We start from the raw sequence: 16,843 nt of genomic DNA, 5'->3' as shown, positions 1-16,843 counted from the left end.
ATCACCTTCACACATAACATTGTTATGGAAAGTATACTGAATTGAATAAATTTTAAATTGCTAAGTCTTAACCTGCGTATATCATACGAGGAAACCACCAGGAAGACTTAAAGCGCATAGCGTAGGAACGCTATATTTCTGCTGAAAACGAAATGTTCAGCTGGGCAAGTCTATTGGGCGGAAAACCCCTACTCATATCGATGAGCTTATTAGTTTTATAAAATTCTTTCTTTAAGAATATTACCAATAAGCTAAACACTATTTTATAAATTAAGTGTTATCTATCATTTTGTCGACTTTACTGCGATATAAAAATATATAGTAATCAGTAGAATCAACATCCCTTCATCGAGGATGCGCATTATACACAAAGCATACCAGTTTACAAGTTATATTAATAAATCTATTAATATAACTTGAGATTATCTGATAGTAATCGCCTAATAACTGAAAGATTTATAACCTGATATGCTGTGTAAAGATAGGTAAATGCTCATCTTTTCGATGGCTCACTAATATTAAAGTACTATGTTTTTGTTGGACCAATATTTCTAAAAAGTTAAGTACTCGATGGCGATTAATTTCATCTAAACCTTGTGTCGGCTCATCTAATATTAATAAATAAGGTGATTTCACAAGCGCCCTAGCAATTAAAGCTAATCGCTGTTCACCATAACTTAACTCTTGAAACATAGCATGCTGACATGACAATAACCCCACCATATCCAGCCACTTTCGAGCTATATCAATCTGGTAGTTCTCCGGTTTTTGATATAAACCTACAGAATCAAAAAAACCGGATAAAACTACAGTTAAGAGCTCTCCTTTTACTCGATATTGCCGATGAAACTCTGAACTAACAATGCCCATATGTTCTTTTAGTTGCCAGATACTTTCACCTGAGCCACGTTTAAAGCCTAACACTTCAATATCATTGCTATAACACTGTGTACAATCACCCGTTATAAGCTGCATTAATGTTGATTTTCCGCTACCATTTTTACCTGTTATTAAAGTATGCTGTAAGGGCTTTATCGTAACGTCTAAGTTTTCAAATACATTAACGCCACCATAATGTACTTTACCATTAGTTAATTTAACTATGTATGGGTGTTCATAGTCAGACAATGACTTAATCGATGGTGGCCATTCAAGGTTATCAGGTTTCGGTGTAAGCAACGCATCTAATTGACGTTTTGTTTCTTCATTGTCAAATTCGCCTATAACATCAAGTTGTCCTCGTTCAATAAAAGCAACTTTCTGGCACCAGGTAGGAATGTCTTGACGATTACTTAAAATTAGTAATACATTAATATTTTGTTGTGGTAATAATGCTAATATTGTTGATAAAGCGTCACATGAAGCTTCATCTAAACTGTCAAATGGGTTATCACATACCAGTAAATCCACACCACTAAGTATTGCTTGTAAAATAAGTAACTTTCGCCCTTCCCCAGTACTAAGTTGTCGATAACCACTTTCTAATTTATGTTCTAAACCAAATTGAGCGATTAATGGGTCAGTTAACTTGTCTTGAGGAAGAAAGTTTTTCGCTTGCGTACCAATATCATTACTATCATTAAAATCGGTCGCATCCATTTTTAATTCATTTTCATATATAACTTGTTGTGCTTCAAAAGAAACAATTCCAACTTTATTCGACTTAGGTAAGTGAAAATGATCGACTGAGTAATCAAATAATTCTCCAGTTAATAATTGATCAAGGTACTCTTTGCCAGAGCCATTTCTTCCCAATACACACCAAGTTTCATTCTCAGTCATTTTCCATTGTTTAATACTGAGGTTGTCATGCTTAAAGTTAGTTATTTCTATCATGGTAATGTTGAAACCTAAAGAGTCGATGGTTGAAATAAAAACTATTATAAATCATTAAAAGTAATGATTTAAGCGTTATCTATTGACTATCTGGTCAACTTTAATCATATTCTTACTGTTTTTTAACATTAATGTAACATTTAAGGTTCAAAATCAGGTTAGTTTTTAAAAATAATGATTACACACTTGGAGATATTAAATGATAACGAATAAGGTAAAAACAAGTCGACTTCTCGGCTCTGGTACAATAAATTTAAGCTTGATAGCCCTCTGCGTTGCATCAAGCTTTGTCACCCACAGTGCGTTAAGTGCTGAAACATTATGGGCAGAAGACTTTAATGACATAGCATTAGACACTAAAGGTGCCATTTTTGATACGCTTAATATGAATGATGTTACGCGCTGGTCAATCGATGTAAGTAATGCAGATTTAGCAGATGATAGTGACTGGTTTAAAGTCACCAATGGCAAACTTGAGGCTAGAGATGTTGACGGGACAGTAGACTGGTTATCAGAGCCTATTAATATTGAAGGCAAACGTGATATAAATATATCCGTATTGGCTGAAGAAGATGGAACGCTAGAATCAGCAGACTTTTTTGACCTTTCATACTCATTAGATAATTCTCCCTTTGTCAAAATAGAAAATTGGCAAGGCAATGGTGATGATAATCATACATTAACTGACGACTTTACCTCAGCTGAAATTACACAAGCAATCCCTGAAGGCAGTACTCTACAATTAAAAGTATCTATGTCGAATAATTCTGCTGCTGAATACATCAGGTTAGATAATGTATTAGTTACCTCAGGGGTTTATGATGAAGCTAGCAACGATGACAACGATACTACTATCATTACGAACGCCTGCTTTAATTGTCCTGACTTAAGCAAAATAGAAAATGCTGCAGATTTTGATGCTGCTACTTATTATGCGCCAGTTATCAGCGCAATAAATTCAGAACAAAGTGTTGATATTATTAGAACGAACATCAATGAAGTAATTTCAACCAACCACAAACAACTCACTTATTCAGAAGCATGGACAGCGTTGACAGTAACGGATGAAGATCCGTTAAATGCTGATAATGTTATTTTATTTTATCGTGGCATTTCAAAAGCAAAACATTCAAATGGTAGTGGCTCACAATCTACAAACCCTGATAACTGGAATCGCGAACATGTTTGGGCAAAAAGTCATGGCTTCCCAAGCTCTAGTGCACTTGCCTATTCAGATATTCATCATTTAAGACCTACTGATATATCGGTTAACGCATCAAGAGGTAATTTAGATTTTGATAATAGTGACTCTGCTTTAGCTGAATCACCAGAAAACCGTGTTGATGATGATTCTTTTGAACCAAGGGATGCAGTAAAAGGTGATGTAGCTCGTATCGTTTTATATATGGATATGCGTTATGCAGGTTTAGACTCTATCACACCTGATTTACAAGTTAGCGAAACATTAACGACTACTGGTGAACCAAAGTTAGGTAAATTATGCACTCTTTTATCATGGAGTGATGCCGATCCTGTTGATGAATTTGAAATTAACCGAAATAACAAAATTTATGAATTTCAAGGAAATCGTAACCCGTTTATCGACAACCCAGAATGGATTTCAATCATTTATGGTACATCATGCTCAGATGTTGAGCCGGTAGACCCTGTTGACCCTATTGATCCAGTAGACCCAGTTGAGCCAACAGTGCCAACTAATAACCTCTTTTTCTCTGAATACGTAGAAGGCTCTAGCTTTAATAAAGCAGTTGAGATTTATAACCCAACTGATTCAACGATTTCGTTAACAGATTATCAATTCAAACTTTATTCAAATGGTAGTACAACAGCAACAAGTAGCTACACATTAACGGGTGAATTATTAGCAAAAGATGTGGTAGTACTGGGTTCTTCTCAAATCACTGATGATAGTGCTTTAGTACCTTACATTGATCATTTTGTTAGTGCTATTAATTTTAACGGTGACGACTACATCGAACTTGTTCATGGCAATAATATTATCGATACAGTTGGTATTTATGGTGTTAAAGAAAATTGGGGCAAAGATACTACCCTAGTACGCTCATCTTCTATAACATCTGGTGATACGGATCGCACAGATGAATTCGTAACAACGGCACAATGGGATGTACACGCTAAAGATACTTTTACAAATTTAGGCTCTCATTTATCTAATACTGGCCCAACAGATCCTACCGATCCGACAGATCCAACAGATCCAATTGAAGAACCTGTAATAGGAATGTGCGGAGATAACGCAGATCTCATTAGTAGCATTCAAGGAACGAGTAGTGAATCTCCATTTACTGGCCAAATAAAAACTATTGAAGGTACTGTTACTTCGGTATTACAAGACTCTTCAGGTTACTTTGTTCAAGAAGAAGCAAGCGACAACGATAATGATCCTATGACTTCTGAAGCTATTTTTGTTTACTTTAACGGCATTAGTAACTTCCCAACAGTAGGTAATAAAGTAAGAGTTAATGGCAGTGTCACTGAAAGCTATGACCGTACGCAATTAACTGCAACATCTGACTTTATTGATTGTGGCGTAGGTGAACCTGTATTAACAACTTCAGTATCTTTACCAGTATCAGCCATTAGCTACTGGGAAACAGTAGAAGGCATGCTGGTTACCTTCCCTGAAACGCTAAAAGTAAGTGATACATATTATTTAGGTAGATACGGTCAATTAACTTTGTCTAATGGACGCTTAATTATTCCTACCAACATCTATGATGCAGGAAGTGAGCAAGCTATCAATTTAGCCGACAAGAATAGCCGAAACCGTATCACGTTAGATGATATCAATAATGCTCAAAACCCTGATAATGTACCATTTCCGGCACCTGGATTAACCTATCAAAATACTTTACGTTTAGGTGATTCAGTTTCTGATTTAACCGGTATTATTGATTATAGTTTCAGTGAGTATCGTGTTTTACCTACAATTACACCACAGTTTATTAATAGTAATGCTAGAACATCACAACCTGAAATTGCAAATACTGGTACTTTAAAAGTAGCAAGTTTTAACGTGTTAAATTACTTTAATGGCGACGGTACTGGTGAGGGTTTCCCTACAGAACGAGGTGCTGATACTTTAGAAGAATTTGTTCGTCAAAGTAGCAAAATAGTCTCGGCGTTAGCTGATATTAATGCTGATATTGTAGGTCTAATGGAGATTGAGAATGATGGCTTTGAAAGTAATAGTGCTATTGCTGAGCTTGTACAACAGCTAAATAATCAATTAGGCGAAGGTACATATAACTACGTTCGTATGAATCAAGCTGGTATTGGTGAAGATGCAATTACTGTAGGTTTAATTTATAAACCAGCAACGGTAGCATTAGTTGGTGATGCAATCACTACAGATGATAGCCCATTTGATTTCGGTAACCGTCAACCACTGGTACAAACTTTCAAAGAAATTTCAACTGATGAAGCCTTAACTATTGCAGTAAATCACTTTAAGTCAAAAGGCAGTTGTGGCAGTGCCTCAGGAAATAACCTTGATAACGGTGATGGTCAAGGCTGTTGGAATGAATTAAGAACACAAGCAGGTAGTGCCTTAGTAGACTGGTTAAGTACTAATCCAACGGGTTCAACAGATAATGACTTCCTTATTATCGGTGATTTAAATGCTTACGGTAAAGAAGATCCGATCAACGCGATAACCGCTAAAGGATACCAAAACCTAGTGGCTGAGCATATGGGATCTGCTGGATATTCTTATAGCTTTGGCGGAGAAATTGGCTACCTAGATCATGCTCTAGCAAGTAGCGAATTAGCAAGCCAAGTGGCTGACACTACTGTTTGGCATATCAATGCTGATGAGCCAGCAATTTTCGATTATAACACCGAATATAAATCATCTGAGCAACTATCAACATACTTCGCTGAAGATGCTTACCGCTCTTCAGATCATGATCCTGTTATTATTTCGCTTAATTTAACTAGTCAAGTTGAGTTAGCCGGTGATTTTGATGGCGATAATGACATCGATATCAATGATATCAATCAATTTTTGAGCATGATTAGAAGCGGTGCAGCAAGTAATATCCAGTATGACTTCAATAACGACAATGTTGTTAATAGTCTTGATGTAAGAGCACTTATGTCTTTATGTACACGTTCACGCTGCGCTGCAGAATAACAATTAACTTAATTAAAAAATATACAGGAAATTATCATGAAAAAAACAATACTATTACTAACCATGCTTTTCGTTTCGTTAAGTAGTAAAGCAACCTTACTAACCATCGACTTAAACCAAGATAGCTATCAAGTGGGTGACACATTAACGGCCGACTTTATCTTTACTGATATTGAAGACGATTCTTTAGGCTTTCAAAAGTTACTCGCATCATTTGAATTTTCGTTCGCTTGGAGTAACGATTTAATTGAGTATTCTTCAACCAGTTTTGGCAATTTACTTGATGTTGACCCATCTTTTGCTTCTTTTCAAACCATTGATACAGAAACAAATAGCTTAACGATTAACGAATTAAGTTTCGCTCAATCAATCGACCTTTTTACAGCGCAAGACGGTTTAAGCAGCTTTGTATTAGCTAGCATCAACTTTAATGTATTAAGTAATGGTGAAGGTGAGTTTATTTTATCAAACATATTATTTGGTGATGCTTTTGGCAATAATTTTACCAATATAGCGAATGATATTGACGATAACTATAAGCCTTATGTGATTACAGCAACTAAACCTGTTGACGTGCCAGAGCCAGCATCAATTCTGCTTCTTCTAATGGCGCTAATGTTAATAATGAAGCAAAGAAAAGTTAACTAATTTAGCATTCATCTATATTAGTTAAAGCCCTTATCTTGGTGATAAGGGCTTTTTTTTGATTATTTTTCGTGTATTGAAGTATACGTTATACCAGTTTCATTAATTAGGTGAACAATTTTATACGTAAAAAAATTGCCAAATATAAGGCCTTTATTTCAATAACTAGTTGTTCTAATTATTAAATAAATAACGATTTCGTTGGTGATTTTAACAAGCAGAAATGATCACATAGTTAGTAAGATCGGTATTAATAATTTCCAAGTGAAATAAGTTTGAGAGTTAGCCAATAGCGCTAGTCAAAACTAGCGCTTTAAATATTGATTGAAGTCGATATCACTACAACCAAGCACCACTTTTACTCGGTTAGAGGCACCTAACTTCTTAAGAATAGATGAAACATGCGATTTCACCGTTGTTTCTGAAATATGAAGATTGAACGCAATTTGTTTATTCGCTTCACCTTTCGTTAAATGCTTTAACACGATTAATTCTCGGCGAGTGAGTAAAGAGATATTTTCAGGTAAAACTTTATATTCTTTTGCAGTGGCAGTTGTCGTGGTGGTGGTGGTAGCTTCTGAGCGCATAATGTCTGAAGGTAAATAAACATTACCTTGAAAAACACTCTCTATCGCTTCACCAATAACATCTTTTGACGATGATTTAGAAATAAACCCCACGGCGCCATATGATAGGGTTTGCAAAACCTTTTGTTTTTCTTGTTCTGCTGAAACAATAACAACAGGCGTTGTCGGACATTGATTACGTAAATCTAATAAACCATTAAGGCCAGACATACCAGGCATATTTAAATCTAAAAGTATTAAATCTATTTCATCATTATCTTTAACAAAAGCAAGTGTAGAGTCTATATCTTCAGTTTCATAAGTCGTTGACCCAGGAAATTTCATGCCAATAATATTAACAATGGCATCTCTAAATAGCGGATGATCATCTGCAACCAAGATTTTATACATAAAGCAAAATACCGTAAAATGAGTAAGCTACTAGACTCTAGCAGGTTATTATCAACTAGTTAACCCTCCTAAAGTTGTAGAAAACTCATCTTTTAGATATAAAGTAATAATTTAATCGCTATATTCGTTTAAAATATTATCTCTTTGATTTTTAAGGAGCAGAATATTTTTCTACTCCTTAAGCTAGATTACGACATTAAAAAGTCACCACAGCACCAATTGAGAAAGTGTTGTTGTCTTCAGCTATTAAAGAATCTGTGGCATCTGCTTCAGTATTATTATATTCAACTACGGCAGTCAAGCCTGGAAGAATTGTTCGAAAGTAAGCAATACCAGTATTACTGTGTGTCGCATCACCTACAATACCAACAGTTTCAACATTACCACTATTACTGGTTTCTGATTCACCATAAGTTAAGACTATACGGTTATCATTTAGGGTATAAGCGGCCTGAATTAGATAGCCTTCAGTTTCAACTGTGTCTGGTCCAACGATTTGATCTAAACCTGCAACATGACCTAACCCTTCAGCACTATAACCGGAAGCGGTTAGTGATAAACCTGAAATTTTGTAATTAATACCATAACCAATGCCGGTCTGATCATGTTCAACATCATTAATTTCACTTGACTGAGTAACCCCACTAACCCAAGCTTTTAATGAAGAATCATTATTAAAATTAGTACTATACATTAATTCAGCTTCAAAACGAGGTAGATCTTCGGAAGAGTCTGCACCAAGTTTATTAGGGTCCATAATGGCAACCGCTAATTGAAAACCGTTTAAATCAGGCGTTCTATAAGTAATTTGTGATTTAGGCATTGGATAAGTATAACCTGTTGCGATATTACCAAAAGAAACATTGTTACCATCAGCTAAGCCAAAAAAGTCAGATGTTTGACCAAAACCAAGTAAAAGTTCATCGCCAAGAATGTTAGCACGATTATATAAACCAAAATCTTTACCAATTAATACTTCCCCGAAATCGCCGCTAATAGTGGCATAAAACTGACGAACGTCGATTAATGAACCAGTACCCAAATCAGCAGGTGATTCATCACGTACATTGTCTGTATCACTTAGAGAAACCCAAAATGAAGAACGCATAGCGATTTTTACATCATCAAGTTGTTTAGCGATATTAAAACCGATATTACTTGGCAAAAAACCAGTACGAACTCGTGATTGTGTGCGATCTGTTTCTACCCCAGTAGCATCAGTTTTATCAATTGAGCTATTAGAGTAAAATACATTAACTAACCCGTCAGTGCTGAAGGTTATCCCGTCATTATTGTATATTTCAACGGCGGCATTTGAGTTAAATGCTGCCATAGCTAATGTCGCAGTGATTAAGCTAGTTTTGAATCGTTTAGTCATTTTCATGCTTCCTTTTTTATCGTTATTAGAGTTCAATCATCATAAAAATAACTTTAAGCGAATAGAATGAGTCAACTTATCGAAATTAACAGTGCTTTAGTCGTAAGTAAGAGTCTTAGTGCTTTAGTAGGAGTACGGATGAAAAGGTAGGAAGTAATTTAATCAGCCTGCTGTAATATAAATAAATAGCCTAATATTACAGATAATTAACGCTACTTTACTATTTAAATATACTTATGGGTGCTTTTTGACATAACGAATGGCAAGTCGAACAAATAACCAAGTTATCAGTAAAAAAATAGGAACTGAGAAGCCTTTGACAAGTGTTTTATTAACTTCAAAACCTGAAAAAGTCACGGCATTAAGCACATAATCTAACAAGCCCATCAAATAAAAAGCCATTGCAGCAACAGAAACACCTTCAACCATTTGTTGTAAACGAAGCTGTACTTTGCCACGTTGATTAATCGCAGATAATAATTGTTGATTTTGTTGCTCAATTGTTAAATCAACCCGAGTCCTTAACAAGCTACTCGCTCGAGCAATTCGGCGAGTTAGTCCATCTAAACGAACAGATAATGCCTGACAAGTACGAATTCCAGGACTCAAGCGTCGAGTAACAAATTCGTTTATCCGTTCAAAACCTTCAATGTCCGTTTCTTTGAGCTGTTCAAGTCGAGAGCACACTAATTCATAGTAAGCATTCGTCGCACTAAAACGATAACTAATATCCGCTATCAGTTGCTCGGTATTTCCTGCTAAATCTGACAATTTATCTAGCATTTGACTATCATTTTTTTCACCCACACCTGCCATTTCTTGATTTATATCGACTAAATCATTTTCCATTTGAGCTACTTTAGGCGACAAAGAGCGAGCTATAGGTAAACTCAATAACGCCATGACTTGATAGGTTTGTATTTCTAGCATGCGTTGTATAAGCCTACCCGCTTGATAACTATTGAGTAAGTTACTTTGAATGATAATACGGTCAAAACCATCACTATGTACCCTAAAAGAAGCATAAACATTTGCTCGATGGTCAGCAACACTACTCCCCAATATTTGATGTCCTTCAAAAGCGCAGTGTAGTACTTCTTCCGATATTTCATCCTGATGAATGACTAAGTTAACCGCACTCACTAATTCACCAACAATATTATCAAACCACTCTTGTGGCACAAACTCTGTTGCATAACCATCAAATAGGTATTGCCCTACCCCTTTACGAATAAAACTATAACTTGAAAACTCTAAATGACGTTCCCAACGTAATTCAAAACCGCCAAAATCTTGATAATAACAACTTGCATCACGGCTAGGAGGGTTAACATTATAGCGTTGGCATAAAGAATAAATTTGTTGATATTCTTGTTCTTGATCCTTTGCTGTTAAACGTACAGCCATATGTGTTATCGATGATGGCACAGTAACTTGTGGTGATGGCCTATTATGTAACTCTTGTGAGACTTGTTGTCGTAGAGGAGAAACCACAATGCTTGCGCGTGTTGAATTACAATGATTAACCCTTGCTTTTTTCTGTGTCGTATACAAAGTAGATGTCATTTAGTCATTCCTAAAAATCAATCAATTTTACCCGCTAGTAAAAGGGGAAATTGCCTCGTAAGTTTTGCTTGAAACTCTAATTCAGCAATGCCAGACTCTGTACGAGGTTTAGGAAAATTAATGATAGACTCATGGATAATAGTACAAGGGGAATCGCTTAAGAAAATAATACGATCTGCTAGATAAATAGCTTCTTGTAAATCATGAGTAACAAACACAACCGTAGTCTTTTTTTCTCGACATAAATCAAGTAGTAGCTTTCGTAATCGCCCTGCAGTAGGTGCATCAAGAGAGTTAAATGGCTCATCTAACAACAGTAATTGCGGGTTGATCGCAAAAGCACGTGCAATACTCACCCGTCGCTGCATTCCACCAGACAGTTGGCTAGGAAAGTAATCACCTTTTTGTGCTAAACCAACTTCTGCTAGTAACCCTTCAATTTTGTTGAACTGTGTAGGATCTAATACCAATTCAATATTTTCTCTCACGGTCAGCCATGGCATTAACCTTGGTTGTTGAAAGATATATCCAATACGATTAGCCTGTTCATTTTCTAAGTATTCGCTTTTTGAGCAATCACTTGCTAAGTCATTTTTCTTAAAACGATTACCACTTGAATTGCTGCTGTAAGAAATATGCTGGCCCACGCATGATTCAAGGCCGCTAATCATATTTAATAACGTAGTTTTTCCACAGCCTGAAGGACCGATAATAGCAAGAAATTCGCCAGAATTGACCTTAAAATCCAACTGCGACAATACCGCAGTTTCGCTATTTTCATAATACTTATCTTTAATAGCAACATTGAGTTCAATCAAAACGTTTTCCTCTGGCGACGACTTTATCAAAGGGCTTAAAGAACAATAGTTCAATGATTAATATAATAATGACAAAGGCGATGGTGTATGCAAGGATTCCGGCAATATCAAAAAACTGAAATAAAGTATTAAGCGCAAAACCAACACCATCGCTTCGCCCTAGCAGTTCAACCACTAATACTATTTTCCAAATTAAAGACAAACCAGAGCGCGCAGAAGCGATGATAAAGGGGTAAAGTTGAGGTAAAAAAACACGAAAGAAAGTTTTACTCGGTGACAATTTATAAATTTTAGCTACGGCTAGTAAATTCTGATCAACGGCTCTCGAACCTTCTCTAATCATCACAACAACTGTTGGTACTTTATTGATAACAACAGCAGTAATAGCAGCCGTTTCTACTAAACCTATCCAAATATAACAAAGCAATATGGTCACTAAGGCTGGAATATTAAGCATAATAATAAGCAACGAATCTGTAAGCTTATTAGCCAACGAATTCATCCCCATCAAGATACCAATTAAGCCACCAAGTACCATAGCAATAATAAAACTCAATAATGCACGCTTTAAGGTAATGAAAAGATTACTTACCATTTCCCCTTCAGTTAAATGGAAATGTAAACTTTTCAGCACTGTCAATAAAGATGGAAAATCTGAGCTAGCAATTACCCAAGCCAAGCTTTGCCAAAGCACGCATAGAGTAAAAACAACACCAAGCTTAGTAAACAGCAATGAAAAGAGCTTCATTGTACCCTCGGAAGATCGGAGGAAAGATTAGCAGTATTGATAGTAGAAAGGTTCATTAAATAGGCCAACTGACTAGGTCGCCAAAAAAGCCCATCACTTAACGATGTCGCTTTTCCCACTAAAGCATGCCCGCCTTCCTCGGCCAATATATTGAAAACTTGTTTACTCGCTTCCATTTCTTTTGTACCAAACTCACCTAATAAACCTGACCGGTAATCTTTTTTTAATGCGGTGAAAACTTCATCATTCTCAGCCTTTAGTAACGGTCGAATTCGATCCCATTCACCATCAGATGAAACGAGTATCTGCTTGGCTTCTCGTGAAGCTAATAAGAATCGAGTAACCGCTTCAGGCTGTTCGTTTGCCCATACTTGATCAAACACCCATCCTAATAAAGGAACGTTAGTTTCAATACCAAATTCGGTCAACATGTCTCTCATCGTCACTAACTGCTTATAACCTGTCGCTTTTAGTCTGGCGCCATAATGCCAAAAATTAATGGCAGCAGCTAAGTCGCCACGGAGTATTAATCTATTTAATAACGGTGGTACCGCAAATGTAGGCTTAGTTTCATTATTTAAATCAAAGCTATATTTTTTCTTACTATACGCTTGTAACAATAACCAACTTTTATCAACGGCACCGCCTGCAATACCTATTTTCTTTCCCTTAAGATCCACTAAAGATGCGATGCTACTATTAGCCGAAATATAAAGTCCACCTGTTGCCATTGATGTTGGAAATATAGTGTACATTCTCTGTTCAAATCGTTGACGATTTACCCAAAGCCAATCACTAAGAATAATATCAACTGCATCACCTTGTAACGCCACTGCAGATGCGTTTTTACTCGCTAGTGACATTACCTTTAAGTTAAATTGATATTTTTTATCTAACTGATGATGCTTGATCACCGCTATTTCCCAATTGACCGTGCCATATTTTAAAACACCGACTCGTATTTCAGGGGTAGCAAAAGTATGAAAAGGTAAGAAGATGCATAATGTAATACCAATTAACCATTTACTCATATTCAACCCTCTATTTCAAAATTTTTCTTGAGTAGAATTGAATGTTAATAGTTAACGTTCATCCCAAGATGCAATACATATAACTCCCCATTTAAAACGAGATGATTTGAATATAAATACAAGTAGTTCAATTTGAATAGCACTGGAATAAATGACGTTAATATTGTCATACTCTGTATTGAACTGTATTCCATATTTTCGTTAAAAATAAGTATATAAAATATAGCTCTAATTCTATTAGGACTTACTTAACAATACGTTCCTTCTTTAGTATGACAAAGCTCGTCTTTTAGTAAGACAAGCTCATCTTCAGTACAATGGTTTTTGCTCACTAACCTTGAGCCAGTTCCATTTAAAAATAAGAATTACTGCTTTTAAAATTGATAGTTTAGGTTGATACTGGCTGATAGTGGTCTTGATGGTCCAACAAAATATTCGTCGAAATCGGCATCAGGATATATATCTTCTAACACTTCATCTGCTTCACCGTAGGTACCAAAAGTATCAAAATGACGATCAAATACATTATCAACTTTAGCTGATAAACGTAACTGTTCGGTAACTTGGTAATTTAAGTAAATATTGGTGACAGAATAAGAAGGTATTTTCTTATTCTCATTTGCTTCATCACCACGATAGTATGATGAAGAGGCATATAAAAACTCAGTACCAAGATTAACAGCATCATTAATTTGCCAATTAGCGTGGAACTTAACTTGGTGCTCTGGTTGACCCGGAATAGTATCGCCTGGATTAACTTGTCGATTAGCGCCTAACGGATTCACCGGACTAAAAGAAACAAAAGGTGACTCAAAAGTTGCCTTTAATAAATTATAGCTAGCGCCAAAATCCACGTCTTTTATCTGAGTATTAAAAGCAAGTTCAACACCTTGACGTTGAGTTTTATCAAGGTTGATAAAGTAACCTTGATTAGACTTATTTGTCGCTTGTTGAAAAATAATATCTTGATGGCTAATCGTTGAAAAAACCGTTGCTAGTGCAGAAAAGTTATCTTTATTATAATTTAAAGAAGCTTCTACTGTTTTCGCGACAACTTGTTCAAGCGGAGGATCGGCCACAAAACCATTAGGCAACTTACAAGGATCATTTTCATCTGCACAGCTTAGCTCTGCTGGGCTTGGTGTTCTTGATGATTCGCTATAACTTAATTTAACCATATAATCAGAAGAAAGCTGATAATCAGCTGATATGGCAGGGTTAAATCGATTAAAAGAGTGTTCACCATTAAGTGAGCCTTCATCCGTATCTATCTGATCTTGCATACTTATTTGAGCATGATTGTATCGACCGGCCAAGTTAATGGTAAATTTATCGCTAATAGAGATGCCGTTCATAAAGTAAAAGTATTGCTGCTTTGTATCAACTTTCAAATCAACACGTGATTCCATATCAAAAAAGCCAATACCAGTGACAGAACGATCATCCGTTACAGTTTCATTATGAAGTACTGCAAATTGGGTATCACTTCTAAAGTGAATATCGGCTTTATCTATGCCTAAACCAAAAATAAATTCGTTATCAAAAGAATCAAATTTACTTAACTTAACAAATTGTAATGCTGCACCATAACTTTCATTATCAGTAAAACCGGTATTTAGTGTGCCATCCACTGTGTCAGGATCTATATCACTCAACTCACTGAGAAAAACCCCTTCATCATAACCAACAAAGTGGACAAGCTCTAACTCATCTTCTTCCTCTTCTTCACATAAACTATAGCTTTCGCCAAATTCACATTCTTCATAGTCACTGTCATCACCATTAATGCTATTAATTTCATTTTGACGATAATAGGCATTTGCCTGCCATGACATTTCGCTATTAATAACACTGTCAGTTTTAACACTAAACTGTTTATAACGATTATGAGTTTTATCTGGTTGCGTATAAATAGCATCTCTACTTGCCAAGTCAGCAAGTATTTCAGGTATAGCACCATTACCTAGCATTTCATTATCATTACCTGCAAAAGTAAACTCTACGGTGCGTACATCAGTTACATAACTCAATGTTGCAAACAACTGATTTAATTCACTTTCAGAATAATCTCGCCAGCCGTCTTCTTTGTAATGATTAGCCAAAATATAATAGCCCCAATTACCTTTATTACCGCCAGACTGCAGCGTATATTGCTGTTGTCCAAAGCTGCCAAAGCGTACATCAAATTCGTTTTTTGTATAACTAAAACCATTTTTTGTTTGTAAAGCTAATGCACCACCTAAGGTATTTTGACCAAAGGCAGGATTCGATCCTGAATATAAAGAGACGATATCAAGTGCAGCAAGGGGAATAAGATCCCAGTTAACAGTATCGCCAAAAGGTTCGTTAAATCGTACGCCATTTAAATAAACAGAAATTCCCTGAGGTAAGCCAAGTAATGGTGAGGCTGTAAAACCTCGATATTGTACATCAGGCTGGAAAGGGTTATTTTGTACATCATTTATATGTAAACTCATTAGCTGATTTTTCATATGCTCTGCTAATGAAATACTTTGTGATTGAGCAAGTGTTTCTGCATCGATTGTTTGAACACTACCAAAAATACTTTTATCACTGACTGCATTCGATGAAAGTGGTGTTTGCCCATATATACTAATTTTTTCAACACCGGTAATATCATCCCCTAAAACGGGTAAGCAAGTGCAAGTAATAATACAAGCTAATAATATTTTCATTACAGTTTCCAAATAAATAATAACTTGCTTCAGTCTACCCCCATTTATAAAAATGTAACAATTGATGTTAGTGTTTAAATAACACTCAAAGTAAAAATAAAACTAATAAATACAGATAGATAATAAAAACACAATCAATAAGCATCATGCTAAAGTATGATTAATTTACTACCCAATATTTATGGTTATAGATGATACAAAGTCTACATAAAATAAAAAATAGCGGCTATTTACCTAAAACTTAATTAACGATGACAATTTCGTCAGACACTATTGCTATTAAGAGTGCTGTTCATACATTATTATTCACACAAAACGATTAGCACGTTATGATATTGCCAAGAGAATCAAAGGAGTAAATGATGGAAAAATTAACCGTCCGTAAGGCTGAAAAAAAAGATACCGCATTAATCTTACATTTTATTCGTGAGTTGGCTATTTATGAAAAAGCCGAGCATGAAGTGTTAGCAACTGAAGATACCATTAAGCAGTCAATTTTTGCTGAAAATAGTCATGTTAATGCATTAATTTGCATGCAGGGAGATCAAGCCATTGGGATGGCAATTTACTTTTATAACTATTCAACATGGTTGGCAAAGTCAGGACTTTATTTAGAAGATCTTTACATATCTTTAGAACACAGAGGTAAAGGTGGTGGAAAACTATTACTTAAAACAATGGCTAAAATTGCTGTCGATAATAATTGTGGTAGATTTGAATGGAGCTGCTTAGATTGGAATAAACCGTCCCGCGATTTTTACCAATCGATTGGAGCACAATCACAAGACGAATGGGTTGGCTATCGCATGTCTGGTCAAACACTTATTGATTTTGCAAAAGAGGATTAACGCTCTTCTACATTTGCTAGTAACACTCCAACTAAATAAGCCTTTCTATAGCCGCTAATTTTCTGACTTAATCATTGAAATACAGTTAATAAGTATTTCAATGATTAACAACATCTGCAATCA

At 35.6% G+C, this 16,843-nt stretch carries 11 protein-coding genes; 3 read left to right on the top strand and 8 right to left on the bottom strand.

Annotation, left to right across the window (positions count from 1 at the left end):
- Positions 1-456: 456 nt before the first annotated feature.
- Positions 457-1,836: an ATP-binding cassette domain-containing protein gene (locus Q4496_RS10050; RefSeq protein ID WP_215972607.1), complete on the bottom strand. Its 1,380-nt coding sequence runs from the start codon at positions 1,834-1,836 to the stop codon at positions 457-459.
- A 199-nt stretch (positions 1,837-2,035) separates the two neighbouring features.
- On the opposite strand from Q4496_RS10050, the gene Q4496_RS10045 reads away from it, so the two are divergent.
- Positions 2,036-6,013, top strand: coding sequence for an ExeM/NucH family extracellular endonuclease (locus tag Q4496_RS10045; RefSeq protein ID WP_303610392.1), 3,978 nt, complete (start codon positions 2,036-2,038; stop codon positions 6,011-6,013).
- Between the two features lie 36 nt (positions 6,014-6,049).
- On the top strand, positions 6,050-6,661 hold the full coding sequence (locus tag Q4496_RS10040) for a PEP-CTERM sorting domain-containing protein (protein ID WP_215972609.1): 612 nt from the start codon (positions 6,050-6,052) through the stop codon (positions 6,659-6,661).
- Between the two features lie 302 nt (positions 6,662-6,963).
- On the opposite strand, the gene Q4496_RS10035 is transcribed toward Q4496_RS10040, so the two are convergent.
- The 7 genes from Q4496_RS10035 to Q4496_RS10005 form a co-directional block, all read right to left on the bottom strand.
- Positions 6,964-7,635, bottom strand: a complete 672-nt coding sequence (locus Q4496_RS10035; RefSeq protein WP_215972610.1) for a response regulator transcription factor — start codon at positions 7,633-7,635, stop codon at positions 6,964-6,966.
- Between the two features lie 196 nt (positions 7,636-7,831).
- The gene (locus Q4496_RS10030; RefSeq protein ID WP_215972611.1) at positions 7,832-9,013 is read right to left on the bottom strand and encodes a porin; all 1,182 of its coding nucleotides are present in this window, start codon (positions 9,011-9,013) and stop codon (positions 7,832-7,834) included.
- Between the two features lie 234 nt (positions 9,014-9,247).
- Complete coding sequence (locus Q4496_RS10025; protein WP_303601910.1) at positions 9,248-10,579, bottom strand: DUF3422 family protein; 1,332 nt, start codon at positions 10,577-10,579, stop codon at positions 9,248-9,250.
- A gap of 17 nt (positions 10,580-10,596) precedes the next feature.
- Positions 10,597-11,397 (bottom strand): ABC transporter ATP-binding protein, encoded by an 801-nt coding sequence (locus Q4496_RS10020; protein ID WP_215972613.1) that lies wholly within the window; start codon positions 11,395-11,397, stop codon positions 10,597-10,599.
- Positions 11,390-12,145 (bottom strand): ABC transporter permease, encoded by a 756-nt coding sequence (locus tag Q4496_RS10015; RefSeq protein WP_303610391.1) that lies wholly within the window; start codon positions 12,143-12,145, stop codon positions 11,390-11,392. Before Q4496_RS10015 ends, Q4496_RS10020 begins: the two co-directional genes overlap by 8 nt.
- Positions 12,142-13,176, bottom strand: a complete 1,035-nt coding sequence (locus tag Q4496_RS10010; RefSeq protein ID WP_303601909.1) for an ABC transporter substrate-binding protein — start codon at positions 13,174-13,176, stop codon at positions 12,142-12,144. The genes Q4496_RS10015 and Q4496_RS10010 overlap by 4 nt, the downstream gene beginning before the upstream one ends.
- Positions 13,177-13,550: 374 nt before the next feature.
- Positions 13,551-15,872: a TonB-dependent receptor gene (locus Q4496_RS10005; protein WP_303610390.1), complete on the bottom strand. Its 2,322-nt coding sequence runs from the start codon at positions 15,870-15,872 to the stop codon at positions 13,551-13,553.
- A 359-nt stretch (positions 15,873-16,231) separates the two neighbouring features.
- Here Q4496_RS10005 and Q4496_RS10000 point away from each other — a divergent pair, with 359 nt between their 5' ends.
- Positions 16,232-16,720, top strand: a complete 489-nt coding sequence (locus tag Q4496_RS10000) for a GNAT family N-acetyltransferase (protein ID WP_215972617.1) — start codon at positions 16,232-16,234, stop codon at positions 16,718-16,720.
- Positions 16,721-16,843 lie beyond the last annotated feature (123 nt).

This window comes from Colwellia sp. 5_MG-2023, assembly GCF_030547795.1.
Classification (GTDB): Bacteria; Pseudomonadota; Gammaproteobacteria; order Enterobacterales; family Alteromonadaceae; genus Colwellia.
The sequence above is the reverse complement of the archived record's forward strand: the minus strand, read 5'-3'. Positions and strand labels throughout refer to the sequence as shown.